Origin of the sequence: Tumebacillus algifaecis, assembly GCF_002243515.1 — a bacterium.
GTDB lineage: Bacteria > Bacillota > Bacilli > Tumebacillales > Tumebacillaceae > Tumebacillus_A > Tumebacillus_A algifaecis.
Genome location: NZ_CP022657.1, coordinates 1,145,806 through 1,161,548, shown reverse-complemented (window position 1 = coordinate 1,161,548; position 15,743 = coordinate 1,145,806). Strand labels below are relative to the sequence as shown.

Annotated in this window: 12 protein-coding genes; 5 read left to right on the top strand and 7 right to left on the bottom strand. The window is 51.5% G+C overall.

Annotated elements, in window-relative coordinates; translation table 11 throughout:
* Positions 1–45: 45 nt before the first annotated feature.
* Positions 46–576 carry an MgtC/SapB family protein gene (locus tag CIG75_RS05200; protein WP_227874365.1) on the bottom strand — a complete coding sequence of 177 codons (531 nt, stop codon included), beginning with the start codon at positions 574–576 and terminating at the stop codon, positions 46–48.
* Positions 577–767: 191 nt separating this feature from the next.
* Between CIG75_RS05200 and CIG75_RS05195 the strand changes: the two genes are divergently transcribed.
* From CIG75_RS05195 to CIG75_RS05185, 3 genes are all read left to right on the top strand, one after another.
* Positions 768–905 (top strand): YvrJ family protein, encoded by a 138-nt coding sequence (locus tag CIG75_RS05195; protein ID WP_094235695.1) that lies wholly within the window; start codon positions 768–770, stop codon positions 903–905.
* Between the two features lie 476 nt (positions 906–1,381).
* A complete protein-coding gene (locus tag CIG75_RS05190; RefSeq protein WP_094235694.1) occupies positions 1,382–2,785 on the top strand; it encodes a hypothetical protein in 1,404 nt (467 codons plus the stop codon).
* Positions 2,786–2,790: 5 nt separating this feature from the next.
* Positions 2,791–8,754 (top strand): FG-GAP-like repeat-containing protein, encoded by a 5,964-nt coding sequence (locus CIG75_RS05185; protein ID WP_094235693.1) that lies wholly within the window; start codon positions 2,791–2,793, stop codon positions 8,752–8,754.
* Positions 8,755–8,874: 120 nt separating this feature from the next.
* Here CIG75_RS05185 and CIG75_RS05180 read toward each other — a convergent pair whose 3' ends face one another.
* Positions 8,875–9,126, bottom strand: coding sequence for a helix-turn-helix domain-containing protein (locus CIG75_RS05180; RefSeq protein ID WP_094235692.1), 252 nt, complete (start codon positions 9,124–9,126; stop codon positions 8,875–8,877).
* A 4-nt stretch (positions 9,127–9,130) separates the two neighbouring features.
* A complete protein-coding gene (locus tag CIG75_RS05175; protein ID WP_094235691.1) occupies positions 9,131–9,721 on the bottom strand; it encodes an RNA polymerase sigma factor in 591 nt (196 codons plus the stop codon).
* Between the two features lie 397 nt (positions 9,722–10,118).
* Here CIG75_RS05175 and CIG75_RS05170 point away from each other — a divergent pair, with 397 nt between their 5' ends.
* Positions 10,119–10,934 carry a hypothetical protein gene (locus tag CIG75_RS05170; RefSeq protein ID WP_157729395.1) on the top strand — a complete coding sequence of 272 codons (816 nt, stop codon included), beginning with the start codon at positions 10,119–10,121 and terminating at the stop codon, positions 10,932–10,934.
* A gap of 89 nt (positions 10,935–11,023) precedes the next feature.
* Here CIG75_RS05170 and CIG75_RS05165 read toward each other — a convergent pair whose 3' ends face one another.
* Complete coding sequence (locus CIG75_RS05165; RefSeq protein ID WP_094235689.1) at positions 11,024–11,503, bottom strand: ferritin-like domain-containing protein; 480 nt, start codon at positions 11,501–11,503, stop codon at positions 11,024–11,026.
* Between the two features lie 272 nt (positions 11,504–11,775).
* Entirely contained in the window at positions 11,776–12,585 is an 810-nt protein-coding gene (locus CIG75_RS05160; protein ID WP_094235688.1) for a Cof-type HAD-IIB family hydrolase, read from the bottom strand.
* Between the two features lie 181 nt (positions 12,586–12,766).
* Between CIG75_RS05160 and CIG75_RS05155 the strand changes: the two genes are divergently transcribed.
* The gene (locus CIG75_RS05155; RefSeq protein WP_094235687.1) at positions 12,767–13,381 is read left to right on the top strand and encodes an RsfA family transcriptional regulator; all 615 of its coding nucleotides are present in this window, start codon (positions 12,767–12,769) and stop codon (positions 13,379–13,381) included.
* A 33-nt stretch (positions 13,382–13,414) separates the two neighbouring features.
* Here the strand turns inward: CIG75_RS05155 and CIG75_RS05150 are convergent, their stop codons facing one another.
* Positions 13,415–14,947, bottom strand: coding sequence for an S-layer homology domain-containing protein (locus tag CIG75_RS05150; protein ID WP_094235686.1), 1,533 nt, complete (start codon positions 14,945–14,947; stop codon positions 13,415–13,417).
* Positions 14,928–15,653, bottom strand: coding sequence for an ECF transporter S component (locus tag CIG75_RS05145; RefSeq protein ID WP_157729394.1), 726 nt, complete (start codon positions 15,651–15,653; stop codon positions 14,928–14,930). The genes CIG75_RS05150 and CIG75_RS05145 overlap by 20 nt, the downstream gene beginning before the upstream one ends.
* Positions 15,654–15,743: the final 90 nt, after the last annotated feature.

Sequence of the window (15,743 nt, the reverse complement as noted above, 5' to 3'; positions counted from 1 at the left end):
ACAAAAAAAAGACAACTTCGCAGGCAGCGAAATTGTCCATGAGCATTAATAATCTTCTTCATCCTCTTCCTCTTTCCCCGAGCGCGACTTCGACTGGATCGCGCGATCAAACAGGCGCGGGAACAGGTGATGCGCATCGAGGATCACAAACGCCAACACTGCCGACAACAGTCCGCTCAAGTACATCCCAGCGCCGATCATCAGCCCGATCGCCGCTGCGACCCAAAGACCTGCCGCCGTCGTCAAGCCGCGGACAAAGCCTCGGCCGTCCTTGATGATCGTTCCGGCACCAAGAAAACCAACACCTGCGACAACTTGCGCGGCCACACGACCTGGATCATAGGTCGCCCCGGTGGTGGGAAAGCCGTACTCGGAGGCGAGTGCAAACATACAAGAACCGAGGCACACCAACGAATAGGTTCGAAAGCCAGCTCCAGTTTGAAATTTACCAGTCTTTAAATTTTTCTCTCGTTCCAGCCCCATGATCGCCCCTGCGAGGAAGGCGATCAACAGCCGAATCGCTACCACATCGATGTTGGCAAACTCTGCCACTAGATCATTCCAAATTCCTGACAATTGCGAAACCCCTCTTCACTTAACAATTTCTAAGTATAATGATACACATCTTACCACAAAACTTGACAGAATGGTTGTACGAATCGTCAGAAAACTCCATCTTATAAGTAATCTCCGGGAGATGCTTACGAAAGGCCCTACCTATCGAGCAAAGGTACGAACAACAACCAACAAACAAGGAGGTTTTTCACATGGATTGGGTAGAACTGGTAACGAATTACGGGTTCCCTATCGTCGTCAGCCTCTTTCTCCTCACCAAGACACAACAGAAGTTGGAAGAAGTCACGACCTTACTAGCCCGCATTGATAAAACGCTGGGAAAACGCTAGGCTGCACCCTGCAATCGTGTTCGACAACCTCCCGAGAGAATGACCAAGGTCGCAATCCTGCACTCCCAAGGATCAGCGACCTTTTTTGCCACGTTCCCCTATAAAAAATCGACACATCCTCACCGTATGCGACCTGCTGCTCGTTTAGAATCGTTCGGTATATATCGCATTCTAAACCGGGAGGATGTTCGTTTGCCGCGCTGGTCGGAGCCTGTTTTCTCCACATACATGATTTGCGTTGGCATGACTTCACTCTGGCTGCCCATTGATCGCATCCTATGACTTTCTGACCAGATTCGGAAAAGTAATATATGACCTTATCGCTCAAATAAGTTACTGAAATTAAGTGTGAAGTAGTTATAAAATTACATCAAGAATCATTTGACAAATTGGTAGAGTTGTTGATCGAAATGGGAGTCCATTTGAAATCAGCGCTTTAACTCTTCCGAAATCATGAAAAATTAGGAGTGATTACTATGTTGATGACAGAAAAATTGTCGATCCGAATCGTAGGAAATTCCGCAAATCTTTTGGAACTGAAAAACTTGACGGCCACAGCAGAAATGGTTCTGGGTGATGAGTCGGCAGATGACACCCAATACCTGCTGGCAGACGGGGCTCATTCCGATGCTAACGAGCTGATCCAATCGTCGTTGTCTACATGGCTGGATGCAGGCAAAACGATCGCGATCTGGAACCCTTCGGAGCAACAGCTTGCACAGCTTCAAAATTTGACTGGCATGGGCGCACCCGCGACTGAGGAACTGGCAGCGGTCGTCATCACCAAACATGCACAACCGGCAAACGGCTATCATCTGAGCGTGGTCCCGAAACAAGCGGCTGAGAAAGTAACACTCACTGTAGCTACTGCCGATGCAGACGAGCATCATGCGCCTGAAACTTCTGAGGTAGAGGCAGTCGAAATCGATCGGGAACAACTCCTGCTCCAACACTTGATCGCACACGGTACATTCGATGCGTCCGGTTCGTCATTGTATCCGCCATCAGGGGCAACTTTTGGCACAGCGGCACAATATCACCCCTACAACGTTACTTGGGGCGCACCGACTTGCAACGGGAATGCGGATGATTACACAGCTGGAACAAATACGCAGTCTCCGACTGGTGGCGTCTGGAACTACTATTACGTGTATTATGTGGATGGAGAAGGCGGTCAACCTTACTACATTGTCATCTTGAAACAAACAGTTCAGATGAGCCCGAGTCAGCGCATTGCCAGCAGCTATAATTCCAATGGATATTTTCAATACGCAGTGGAGCTCAATAACAATCAACCCACCGCCGCATGGGGTAGCAGCGCAAATGTAAATCTGTTGCGTCAATCGCCGAGCACCTCGACTGATGGCGCTTCCCACGTGCGTTTCGAACAGTCCATGCGGCTGATGGTCGATAACAATGGGGGACAAGTTGCGACACCGTTCTCGGCGATTGAGAATTGCGACAATGCAATTCCCGGTTGGGGCGTAATCGATCAATCCTCTGCTGGGCGAGGCATCACAGACTGGTACTTCCACCAAATCGATACGTGGGACCCGACTGTGAACCCTCCTGGCGACTTTGGAAATTGGTGGGCCAGCGTTTTCCACGGCAAGTATAACGGCCAAGTCAATGACATGCCTTCCCTCTCCTACTCCAATCTCCAAGTCGAAACCATCACTGCGTGGAGAGTTGATGCGAGCAGTAAAGATGTTTCCCTTAACGTATCTGGGAGCATTGGACAATCTCTTGCACTTCTGCACAACTACAACGGATGTACAGGAGCTTCTGGTAGCAGACATCACCACTTGTATAGCGGATCTTATCCGATCGGATGGACTGACCCACTCGATCTGGGCAAAATCGTAAGTCAAGGATATTAATCATCATGGCGACTTCACAATTTGCGGGCTCCTTGCCAGGTGAATTCTCCGTCGATGCGAACGGCAGTGCCGTGTATTCCATCCCCCTGCAACTCCCAATCGGGACAGCAGGAGTGATGCCCCAATTCGCTTTGGTGTTTCACAGCGCGTTTCAAAATGGGCTGCTCGGGATGGGCTGGATGTTGCAAGGTCTCTCCGCCATCTCGCGCGTGCCAGCCACCGTTGCGCAAGATGGGCACCACGGAAGCGTATCGTATGATCAAAATGACCGTTATGCACTCGATGGACAACGCTTAATCGTGACGGACGGAAGCTATGGATCGTCCAACTCGACCTACCGTACGGAAATGGAAAGCTGGGTGAAGGTCGTCCCCGTTTTCCACAACCCCAGTCAGGTCGCACAAGGACCGGATGGATTTCGCGTGTACACGAAGGACGGAAAAACGTGTGAATATGGGCTGACAGCAGATGCGAAAACCCCTGCCTCCGCTACGAACCCTGTGATTCGCGAGTGGGCGCTCAACAAAGTCACCGATCGTCATGGCAACTACATGACGTTCTCCTATCAACAGGATAAAGGGAACAACGCCTACTATCTCTCCCGAATCGATTACACGGGCAATTCGAAGCTGGACCCGAAGCGCTCCGTGCAATTCGATTATGAATCCCGTACCGATGTAGAAGTTGCCTACGCGGGCGGGGCAGCCGTAAAAACGACGCAGCGCCTGCGTCACATCACGACGAAAGTAAATCAAAGCACGGTCTTACAGTATCAACTCGATTACCAACTGGGCAAGGCGACTGGACGCAGCCAATTGCGCTCGCTCACTCTTTTGGACGCCGCTGGAAATACGATGGCACCAACTAAATTCGAGTGGCAAGATGAAACAGGACCGTTGCTGCAAACTGGAAAATTGTTGCCATCCTCTGGGATTCCCTATGGGAGTACAATCTTGCCGATGGATGTCAACGGGGATGGACGCACCGATTTGGTATGCGCCTCCCGCGATGCACGAGGCAATCTGAAATTGGTGCTGGTCCTTGCCAAATCGGACGGAAGTGGCTACGAAGCAGGGATCGCATTGCCGGACAGCGGATTGCTATTTGGCGGTCAGTTTCTGCCGCTGGATGTGAACGGTGATGGCTGTACCGATCTGGTGTATGCGGTCAATCAAAGCGGAAAATTGGCGTTGACTGTGTTTATCAGTGGGCTCGATCACCAAGGGAACTGGACATTAACGCCAGGTCCGCTGCATGCGGGGGGACCCTCTGGGATTTCCTATGGCGGAAATTTGATCGCCTGCGATGTCAACGGCGATGGTGCAGTCGATTTGGTTTACGCGTACAATTACAAAAATGGAAATCTCGGACTCATCACCCTGCTCTCGAACGGGACAAGTTTCTACCGTCCTGACAACAAGGTGACCGAAACCACACTGAGTATGTCGGGACAGTGTATCCCGCTAGACCTCGACGGAGACGGACAAACCGATCTTTTGTACGCCTACCAAAATCATGGCACGCTCGATTTTGTCTGGTTCCGCTCCAACGGCACATCGTATGAACAGCAACCGGGCAGTCCGTTGCCAGCTTCACCCTCCCTGCCGTACGGAGGAACGCTGTTGCCGATGGATGTCAACGGCGATGGGCTGATCGATCTGGTTTATGTGCGACGCAATTCGCTCGGCCACCTGTCGTTGCAAACGCTATGCTCGACAGGAAAAGGATTTGAGGTCCAAGCCGAATATGACACCAACTTCAAGCTAGGCTCGGTACTTCCACAGCTGTTGCCGATGGATGTCACCGGGGACGGCAAGACAGATTTGGTCATCGCCTCCCAAGACAATCAAAAAGTATACCTGTCCTACTTTTTGTCACAGCACGGGAATTTCCAAGCGGCCACGAATCCCCAACCGTTGTCGTCCAGCGCTTGGGGCGGACAATTCCTCCCGCTTGACCTTTCCGGAACAGGCAAAAACGATCTGCTGTACTTTACAAAAGGGACCACCAATTACGATCTCACCCATGCTGCTTCGTCACCGACGATGCCCGATCTGCTAAGCAAGATCACGACAGGGCTCGGCGGCGAATACACACTGAGCTACAAACCCTTGACCGATAACTCGGTCTACTCGATGGGTGACCAAGCGAACAGCCAGATCGAGCCGTTGACCGGGTATAACACCATTTCCGGTTCTGTGTATCAAGTCGCCACGACCGGATTGGCAGGCGGAAGTGTCGGAAGCGTTCCTGCGTTCCGAGATGTCACCTTCCCCAAATATGTAGTGTCCGAGGTCGTGAAAGCGGACAATCAAGGCAACAACTACACGAGCGATTATTCGTACGAAGATGCGAAGATCGACCTCCAAGGACGGGGTTGGTTGGGCTTTGCCGTGATGCGAGTGAGTGACCACGAGCAAAAGGTCACCGTCGAAACTCATTATCACCAGGAGTTTCCGTTGACCGGTGGTGCGAAAGAACAGAAAACGTACCGCTCCTCCGATCTGGCCTTGCTGGAGCGCACCCTGCAAAGCTATCAAACGCCAACCTCTGCTCCCGGCGTGTACCGTGCCGAGATTCAAGAGATTCAAACAGAATCCTACACGTACGGGGTGCTCGATCATACCAAGCAGAAAACGATCACCTACGATGCGTATGGCAATCCGGTGGTCACGATCGATTCGGACGAAGGAATTCCTTCTCCTCTGTACACCCTGAACACCTATCGGAACGATCCGAATCAATGGGTGATCGGCCTGCTCACCGAGACCAAATTAACTCGTGATGCGGCCGGAACGCAAGTGCTGAATTGGGAAAAGTCGGTCTACGAGGATGGCACCTACAACCTCACCAAAAAGCAGACCTGGAATGACCAATCGAAAACTTGGCTCGACCACGCGTTCACCTATGATGCGTATGGCAACCAAATTTCGATGACCGACCCGTCCGGTGCGCTTACCACCTGCACCTATGACACGCAGTACCAGACGTTCTTGACCGAACAGATCACCCCGCCAAATGATGCTGGGAATAAGCTTACAACCGCCTACACCTACTCACCAGAGTTCAATGTGTGCGTAAGCAAAACGGAGCCCAACCAGACAACGATGAAACAGGTTCTTGATGGGTTCGGTCGGGTCGTTCAACTGCTCGGTCCACATCCGCAGCATCCAGAAAAACAAGTGGTGATCCAAAAACACGATTGGATCGTCAAGAACAACACCACCGTTCAGGAAACGCGTCAACTTCTGGATTGGGATGTCGAAACTTGGGCGCTGAAGCAAGAGTATGTGGACGGTCTCGGTCGAATTTTTAAAACGATCTCCACCTCTGCCGATGGCAGTAAAAACGTCGTGCAAGAGAAGCAATTGAACAGCCAGGGTGCGGCCGTTCGAGAATCGTTGCCCTACTTTGAAGGAAACCATCCGCTCTATATCGAGCGCCAATACGATGAGTATGGCCGCATGACGCAAGAGACCAATCCGACAGATGGCGGAAAGTCTGTGACGACGAAGCTGACCTATCCAAATACGCGAACCGAAGTCAAGGTAGAAGCGGTTGGCACCTCGATGGAGCGCACAGAGCAGACCGATTACGCGGTCATCCATGACCAGAAGCGCATCATGCAACACACGGATGCGACGCAAGGCGTGACCGCGTACACCTACGATCCCTTAGGCCGGGTGGTCAGTATTCTCGACCCGAACCAAGTCATCACAACGATTGAGTACGACAGTTTGAATCGTGAAATCAAAATGGAGTACAAAACTTTGCAAAAGACGTTCGCGACCGACACGTATGCTCACGATGATGTCAAACGGACGTTGACACATCAGAGCTCCAAAGGAACACAGCAAGTGATGGCCTTTGATGCCTTGCAACGTATGATTCGTAAAACGACAACAGACGGGCAACAAAGTCGAGCGGACATCTTTACCTTCGACAACGCAGGCCAGCCGACCAAGCAAAGTCATCTGAGTCGCGTACAGGATGCGGATGGGAACGTGTATGAATTTGATTACGATGCGTACGGCAATCAAACGAAAATCTCGCTTACGCTCGACAAGCAAAACTACACGTTCGAAAAAACGTATTCTCCAACTCAAGCGCCCATACAGCTCACCTTCCCTGATGGTTCCTACCAAGTCAACAAGTATACAGCAGGTGGACAACTACAAGCTGTTCGACTGAACGATCAAGGGGCTGGGGAAAAAGAGTACGCGTCGTATCAGCAATTTACGGTCTACGGTGCTCCGCAGTTGATTCAATATGGGAATGGAACGTCCGATCGGTACGACTACAACACGGTGGGACAGATCGGTACACGCCTGCTCAAAACGAGCAAGGGGACAGAGGCGTTTCATCATAACTATGCTTGGAACGAACTCAACACACTCTCAAGCATTCAAGATCAATTAACCCCATCAAAATCCCAGAGCTTCCAATATGACGCGGCTGGTCGTTTAACACAAGCGGTAGGTGTCTATGGAACGCAAACGTACTCGTATGACCCAGCTGGGAATACGTCAAACAAAAACGGGATTCAGTATGACTTTGAAGGGCATCAAGTGGTTAAAGGGCACAAAGATGGGCAAACGGTGATGACCGCGAGTTATGATGATCGCGGCAACATGTCGGATGCAACCAGGAACGGGCAAACTTCCCAGTTCGATTATGACGGTGAAGGTCAATTGCTCTCCGTGGGTGGCGTGCACTTCACGTACGATTATGCGGGCAGAAGGCTCAGCAAACGATCGCCCGATGGAGTGGTGACCTACTACGTGTCTCCGTATTACGAAGTGGTCGTCTTCCCAGATGGTAACGTACAGCATACGAAATACCTCGCTGATGTCTACGGTACGTTCGCTACGGTGACCACCTCGCAAAACCCTGCCCATACGCAGGCGGGTCTACCTGCTCCGGGCACGTTCTACCTCCATAAAAATATGATCAACAGCACGCTCGCACAAACCGATTCGTCCGGTGCTGTCGTCACGACACTCGAATACCTCCCGTTCGGTGAGATCTATGACATCCAAGGGTCCCGCTCGCTGCGCTACTCCTATACGGGCAAAGAGTTCGATCAGGACACGGGATTGTATTATTACGAATCGAGATATTACGATCCGCAACTCGGTCGCTTCCTCTCCGCCGATGATCGACCAGGCGGCCCGTTAGACAAACAGGACGTGTTCAACCGCTATGCGTATGTGTTAAACGACCCGGTCAACTTCATGGATCCAACAGGTCATTCGATCTGGAGTGACATCGGACATTTCTTCAAAAAATGCTGGGAGAATGTGGTCGGAATCGTGGTAGGTGCCGCTCTCGTCGTAGCTGGAATCGCCGTGCTCGCCACCACACCGTTTGGCAGTGTGGCTTCGACGATCGTCGGGCAGACTTTGATCGGTGCAGGGCTTGGCGGCATCTCATACAGTGTATCCTCAATGATCAAAGGGCAGCAATTTAGCTGGAAGGAATTTGGAATTCAGGTGGGCATCGGTGCAGCGACCGGTCTGGTAGCTGGTATTTTCTCAGCCGGTAGCTCAGCGATCATCGATTATGGTGTACAAGCCGGTCGTTCCACGTTTGGCATCGGTGGAGTCGGACGATTTGCAGTCAAAACGACCAGTTCGGCGCTCAGTTCTGCATCCAAAGGTGCCCTTTCCAAAGTATTAAATAATGCAGCGCACCATGAAGCATTAGGACACGGCGTAGGTGGAGCGGCATTGTTTGGCGGAATTACCGGCTTTATAGGGGCCAGTATGGGCGAAGGGGTGACCTACTGGCGATCTGCGAAATCGTATGTGTATGACATCGAGGCAGCCGAAAAAGGAGTCGGACTTCCGTACAGACGGGTGATGAAGGGGTCGATCCTCAACAAAATATTAGTAAAGGCTCCTGGGTTCATCTTCAAAAAGACGTCTAAAGCTCTGCTGTCTCATTACCATCTGATGCCTTCCTGGTAATCACCAAGACCCTCTTAAACGATTCAAACCTCCGTCCCGATCGGGACGGAGGTTTTTGCTATCGCACAGATTGCATAAAAAAATCGACATACCCCCCACTGTATGCCGATCGAATCTCCCTTATGAATTTGGCTTTTGAAGTTCTTGCTCGATGAGGTCGATCAATCCATACGGTAGCTCCTCTCGATACGAGCGAACGAGCTTGATCAGACGCAGGGTAAGTTCTTGCTCGATGTCTTTCGCATCTGAGGTCGGGGCCTGACGGGCATACTTTTGAATCAGTGGCCGAAATCTGATGATCACTTCGGCAAGCGCGTCTTGATCGCCCGCTTTGGCTCGCAAGATGAGGGAGCGCAGCGTTGCTTGTACCATCCGCTCACCCGCTTTCCCTTAGATTGTTGTTACCAGCGCCACGCTTCACCTCAAGCTGGCCTCTGATCATCGCCAGCGCCTTGCGCTTGTTTTTGTTGATCGCCTGCTGCGAGATCCCCAAGATCTCTGCCGCCTCCTGCTCGGTCAGACCTTCGACGAACAGCAGTTGCAAAATGAGCTGTTGTTTGTGCGGCAACGTTTGCAGAGCCCGATGCAACCCTTCGTGCGGTGTCAAATCGTCGAGCGCACTCGTTTGGGCGATCACCTTTTCCTCTACCGACACAGTCGTATCCACAATCAGGTCGAGCGTCTCACGGCCTGTCCCCTCCGCATCGCCAACCTTTTGATTCAACGACAACGGCTCCTGTATTTGCTTCCTTCTCACCTTCCGTAACAGATGTTGCGCCTCAAAGTGAATGTGTTTGCGGACAAAGCTGAGAAAGCGCATTTCAAAGTAGTAATCGGCAAAGCGGCGCTCCAACTCTTCACGCTTCCCCTCACAAAATAAGCGCTGGTTCTCCGGCTCCTCCAAAAAGCACCTTAGCAACGGGTTACGGACCAAAGACCCGACGGGCAACTGTGCAAACTGAGTCATCCGGACTCCCTCCCTTTCTCTGCAAGTAAGAGATTACCTACTAAATGTTAGTTTTTAGTTACAAAAACAACCAAATTCCCTAATGTGACGAAAAATTCTCTAAATTTATGTGATATTTTCAAAACCATCTTGCGACTCTTATTTAATTTCTATTATGCAATAAATCATTCTTTTATACCATATTTTTTCCTTCCTGATGCAAATTTTTGAACAATAGTTCGGTTTCCCCAATCCATCCAGTATAGAGGGAATCTTTTTTCTAATGATTTCCCTAGTTGTGAGTTCGATGGCACTGCTGGAAGAATCCACTCAAAGGCATTTGTGAAAAAATCTTGAATCTATTTCCTCCTGAAAATAATGAAAAGACGTGTAAAATAAGTTCGAAAGGATGATATGGATGAGATTATTAGCTCGCTTTACAGCCCTTTCCCTTGGCTCTGCTCCATCCGAACAAGGAGCACGAGCTGCATTGGTGGAAAAGTATAAGCCTTATTTGCATAAAGTCAACGATTTCATGCTGTATATGTACACCGATTTGCCTCAATTCTCGGAACTAATGCAGGAATTGCAAGAACATGGCCTTGATTCGAAATGTTTCTATGATAAACAGTGGTCCAAAAAAGAAGTTGATGATGCTGAATTTTTGATTCTCGGAGCGATCAATGAGTGTGAAGACCCTGTGCGGTCTGAATTTGATACTCACTTCAAGAACCACTGCAAGAAATGTAAGGCCCACCTCGAGCAGACATCTGACATCAAGATTCGAAGAAAGTATGTCGGCAAGTGGGATTTTTATTCAGCGTATGAAATACGGAATATCGTCTCACCACGCGTAAAAGAGATTTTGGAACGGGAGGATGTTCCCGGGGTCGCATTCCGCCCTGTCTACACCTTAAAAGTAGAAGATCCGATCGGTTGGCAACTTATCGTGGAACACATACTTCCTCCCACTCACCCTGACTCCAATTTGCGATATTCAGTGAACTGTCCGGTCTGCGGTCTAAAAAGCTATGTATATTCTAAAACTGATCCTGTGGCCTACGGTCCAGAGATACGGAAATTGGCATTGGACGGATTTAACCGGTCTCATGAGCTTTTCGGAGGTGTTGTTTATCCCGATCCCATTACGATTGTCCCGCAGCGAATCCGGCAATTGTTCAAGGAACACAAGATAAAAGGAGCCGGGTTTGCGCCCATCGTCATCAAGGAATGAACGAGCTGGTACAATGATTGAAAAATCGTGAGCCGCGAACACTCATAACAGAAAACCCCTCCAGCGATGGAGGGGTTTTTCTCGTTCATCTACAACTCAGCTCGAATAAAAGCAAAGCGGTTGGCATGCTCGAACTCATCGGTCATCAGTTCCATCAAGAGATCGCGCACCCACTGCAAGTGGGTCATCAGGTACATGGTGCGATACATTTCGGCCGCTTCCAATTCATCTTCGAACGCTTTGCGGACTGCCACTTGAAAGTCGGGGATCTCCGGCGGGCTAGGATTGCGCACGTGCGGGGGATGACCGGTCAAAATTTTGTACAAATTGGTCAATTTACGTTCATGCTTGACCTCATCATCATGAGCGTGGCGAATCTGCCGTTTTTGGAACGGCGTGATGGCCCGATCCTCTAAGGCTCGATAGAACAATTGTGCCTCGCGCTCGTTATAGATCGCTTGCAGGGTCATTTGCAAAAAGCGATGCTGATCTTGAAACGGAGGCGCGCTCTTCACACGCTGCTCCTTTTGAGCGGCATATTTAACAGGCCAGTAGTAGCTGTAATACATCGGCGAAGTCCTCCCTTGCGAACAGGTCGTTCCTTGCCAAGATATTCGCCTACCAGCCTCGTCGTCACACCTGCGCAAGAAATAGGCACCTTGCGATCGCGCTCTGTGGCAAGAGAAACCCAACCCTGTCATCGTCCATCGCTCAGGCGATCGTCTGCTCGCTGTTCATAAAGATCACCTTTGTCAGCCAAGCAGAACGCGGCGCAACTGCTAGATACCGCGTGTCAAACAAAAGAAGGCCGCTGTACAGTCCTGTACATTGGCCTTCTTTCTTAGAGGAGCTTCTCCAACATCAACGCGATGCCTTCATTGTCGTTCGTGTCGCAGATCACATCGGCCAGCGCTTTGAGTTCCGGGTTGGCATTGCCCATCGCAACACCTGTCCCCGCATATTTGATCATCTCAAAATCGTTGTCCTCATCACCGAACGCGATCACCTGCTCCCGCGCTACACCAAGGCTCTCCGCAATCAGCGCAAGTCCGGTCGCTTTGTTCACGCCCGCTCTCATCACTTCGATCACATTCCACGGCGTACCCCAGTAGCGGTGCTCGATCACGTGCGCATGGTGCTCGTGCAGATGAGCTCGCAGCTCCTTGACAGCTTGCTCCTGCGCTTGGATCAACAGCGAAGTCGGGTGATCCTGCAACAGATCGTGAATCAGCCCCACCCCAAGCGGCGCACGACCGTCCGCCAGAATGCGCATAAATTTGTCATCGTGCTGTTTCAAATAGTAGTCGTCTTTGATTTCAGCCATCACATTGTCGATGCCATATCGTTCACAGACGGTGAGCACATCGAGCGCCGTTTCCCGTTCCAAAGGGAAATGGTGATGTCCCCAGTTCAGATCGGTGGCATGGTGTACCAACGCACCGTTAAAGTTGACCATCGGGGTGCTAAGCTCCAACTCATGATAGTAGGCGAGACTCGCTCGCGGTGGTCGTCCCGTCGCGATCACCACATGATGGCCCATGCCTTTCGCTTCTTCGAGAACCCGCTTGGTGCGCGGTGAGATCACCTTTTGCTTCGTTAACAATGTGCCGTCCAAATCGAGGGCAATCAGTTTCCGTGACGTGTTCTTCATCGCTATCCCTCCCTATGTCCAAGTATAGAAAAACTTTTTCTCGTTTTCCACTAAGAAAAGTGACAGAATGAGCAAAGTCTTTCATATGAATGGAGTAATCACCTAAATTTCGTGGATGAAAGTGTATCAATCTCCCAACTACGGGACATACAGATAATATACGAGTTTGGAGGCGATATTGATGGAAACTGTAGAACGTTGGACCACACGTTCCGACGCATGGACACCCGAGGACGATCTTAAACTCGCCGAGATCGTTCTGCGTCATATACGAGAAGGCAGCACGCAGCTCAACGCGTTCGTAGAATCGGCCAACCTGCTCGGACGTACGCCGGCCGCATGCGGATATCGATGGAACGGTGTCGTTCGCAAAACGTATGAGGACAAAATCAAAGAGGCGAAACTGGCAAAAAAAGAACGGCTCTCCATCCGCCAGCAAGCCAAACAGCGACGCGTATATGGCCCTGACCTTGAAGATCCCTCGATCGACGGCATCATCCGTGCGCTGAAAAATCATGAGCGCGATTTTTTTAATCTGCAGGAAAAAGCGCGCAAACTCGAAGAGCGCGTCGAGGAACTGCAAGGACAAGTCGGCAGTTTGACCGAAGAGAACGACCAGTTGCGCAACGGTGAAAAACCGCTGTCCCGCGTGGCGAACGATCTGCTCGGCGAAGATTCGAAAGCACTGCTTGAGATCATGGATCGTGCCAAAAAGATTTTGGAACTCGAACAGCAAGGATACAAGCCGCGTTTTAAACTGGACGACCAAGGAAATCTTGAACGGGTGAGTGACTGATCGCACCGTCATCCACGAAAAAAAGGGAGGGTCCTAGTTGGACGCTCCCTTTTTAGCTTGTGCTTCGTAATAGCGAATGAAGGAATAGCTCAGTTCCGCGCGAGACGCGTTCTTTTTCGGGTCAAATCCCGGATACCACAGTCCCTGCTCCGCTGCCACTTGAATGTGACCATCATACCAGTTCTTCTGGTTGGGACGAGACAACGCTTCGCTCTCCAACCCCAACATCCGTACCAAAATGGCCATGACCTGTGCCCCGGTCACGTTGCCGCTCGGGTCAAACGTAGTGTCGGACGTACCGATGATAAACTTGTTTTTGAAAGCGACTTGGATGTACGGATTGGACCAGCGATCCGCTGTGACATCGCGGAATTTCGTAATCTTCGTGCCCAGCTGATCTTGCAGGTGCAAACCGTTGACCATGATCGTCGCAAACTGCTCGCGGGACACGTTGTCGTTCGGGCCGTAGGTGCCGTTCGGGTGGCCGACGACCACACCGAGATTGACCATCTGGATGTTCTCTTTGTAATAGGGATGAGAGAACGGCAAGTCGGGGAACACCGGCTGCCATGTGCTCGATTTCCCTGCGTACTGCTCGTGTAACTGCCTGTAGACCGATTCGCCTTTGATCGAGTCGGAGAGCGCGAGCGCGACGTTTTGGGTGGCGAGGACGCTGGAAGGTCCCCCTTTGCTATAGGCAAAACCACCGTCCGCATTCCGGTAGTTGAGCATGTTGGAGATCACGTCCCCACTGCCTTTTTTCCAGGAAATCGGGTCGATCTTATACATCAGCAAGGCCTCTGTGACGATGGCCGAACTGTCCGGATTCTCGACGCCTTCACTTTTAAAGCCGCCTTGCTCGCTCTGGTTTTGTTTGAGATAGGTCAGCGCTTGCTGCACATTTGGGTGCTGTTGCGCAAGGCCGAGCGCATTCATCGCGATCAGGGCCATCGCCGTTACATCCGGGTTGGAGCGATCCATCCCGTTGGCCCAGTTGAATCCACCGTCACGATGCTGTTTGGACAGCAGGTAGTCGGTGGCTTTTTGTTTGTTCGGAATCTCAACGCCTGCTGCGTACAGCGAGATGATCCCGTAGATGTGTGCATTGAGCAGCTCATCGCCAACCCCATAGATCGTGTCGGCAAATTTTCCGTTCGTCTGCTGAGCGGAAAGCACCGCCTGTACGAGGTCGCGGCGTCCATAGGCGCGCGGATTTTTGCCTGCTGCGAGGGCGCCGAGCATCGTGCTCTCAAAGTCGGTGGTCGCATCGGTAATGTTCAAGTTTTTCTTGAGGTCTGCTTCGCGCCACGTCACACCGTTTTGTCCAGCGGCTGTCGTCCACTTGGCACTCGTCGGTGATTCCCCTGCCGCATACAAGGTGAGCGCAGGCCAATCCATGACGTAGCGGAACGGGGATTCGCCTTTCGATAAGTAACTATGCAGGTAGGAGATCGCGCTATCCCGGTATTCGGCCGGAGTTGACGGGCCTGCCGCTTGCAGCGGCGTTGCGGTGATCGCCAGCGCCAATGCGGTCAAGAACAGCGTTTTAGTTTTTTGTTTCAACATCGGTCTGCACCTCCAACGAAGTCGTGGTCAGTTTTTTTCGGAAACGATAGAGAATCGGTAAAAAGGAGCGGGTCAGCAACAGCGCAAACAGCACGTTCGCCGTTGCGTGGGACACATCGAACCAAACGCTTGCCGCATTGGCGGCCAGAAAGGTTGTCAGGTTGAGCGGATAGAAGGTGGTCAGCCAGACCCACGTATTCATGAACCAGCCAAACAGAAAGCCCCAGACAGCTCCAAAAACGGCGAGTTCGAGCGGATGTACCTTCTCCCCACGCCACCTGCCATAAAGCCCGGCTGTGGCACCAATCAGCCCCCAAGCCATCATCTGCCACGGAGTCCACGGGCCTTGCCCGAAAAACATATTGGAGATGACCGCCACCGTCGCACCGACCATAAATCCGGCGCGTGGGCCAAAGACGTAGCCTGCGAGCAAGATCAGATAGCTGGTCGGTTTGAAATTGGGAAACGGTGCGAAGATGATGCGCCCCACCACAGCCAGCGCCGCTAAGGAAGCGATCAAGGCCATCTCTTTGGAGGACACTTTGGCCCGCTCAAAACGCAGGTAGAACAAGCCGAGCGCGAGCAGCAAGAACACGAACGAAGTCACGGCCCAATTTAAATCTTCGCTCGGCCACAGCGCATAAGCCAGCCAAGCAAGCCCCACCGTGACCAAGATCAGGAGAACAGAGAGCAGTTTGCGCTTCATAGCTCCTCCTTTGCACGAGCAAAGGGCTGTACGAAAACATCGCGCATCGTACCGAACTGCTCTGCACCGCCGCAGCAAGCGACTATCGAG

Coding starts and splice junctions, on each gene's coding strand:
- CIG75_RS05160 (WP_094235688.1), bottom strand. CDS start 12,585: ATGAAGAACACGTCACGGAAACTGATTGCCCTCGATTTGGACGGCACA.
- CIG75_RS05185 (WP_094235693.1), top strand. CDS start 2,791: ATGGCGACTTCACAATTTGCGGGCTCCTTGCCAGGTGAATTCTCCGTC.
- CIG75_RS05195 (WP_094235695.1), top strand. CDS start 768: ATGGATTGGGTAGAACTGGTAACGAATTACGGGTTCCCTATCGTCGTC.
- CIG75_RS05180 (WP_094235692.1), bottom strand. CDS start 9,126: ATGGTACAAGCAACGCTGCGCTCCCTCATCTTGCGAGCCAAAGCGGGC.
- CIG75_RS05165 (WP_094235689.1), bottom strand. CDS start 11,503: ATGTATTACAGCTACTACTGGCCTGTTAAATATGCCGCTCAAAAGGAG.
- CIG75_RS05190 (WP_094235694.1), top strand. CDS start 1,382: ATGTTGATGACAGAAAAATTGTCGATCCGAATCGTAGGAAATTCCGCA.
- CIG75_RS05150 (WP_094235686.1), bottom strand. CDS start 14,947: ATGTTGAAACAAAAAACTAAAACGCTGTTCTTGACCGCATTGGCGCTG.
- CIG75_RS05155 (WP_094235687.1), top strand. CDS start 12,767: ATGGAAACTGTAGAACGTTGGACCACACGTTCCGACGCATGGACACCC.
- CIG75_RS05170 (WP_157729395.1), top strand. CDS start 10,119: ATGAGATTATTAGCTCGCTTTACAGCCCTTTCCCTTGGCTCTGCTCCA.
- CIG75_RS05145 (WP_157729394.1), bottom strand. CDS start 15,653: ATGAAGCGCAAACTGCTCTCTGTTCTCCTGATCTTGGTCACGGTGGGG.
- CIG75_RS05175 (WP_094235691.1), bottom strand. CDS start 9,721: ATGACTCAGTTTGCACAGTTGCCCGTCGGGTCTTTGGTCCGTAACCCG.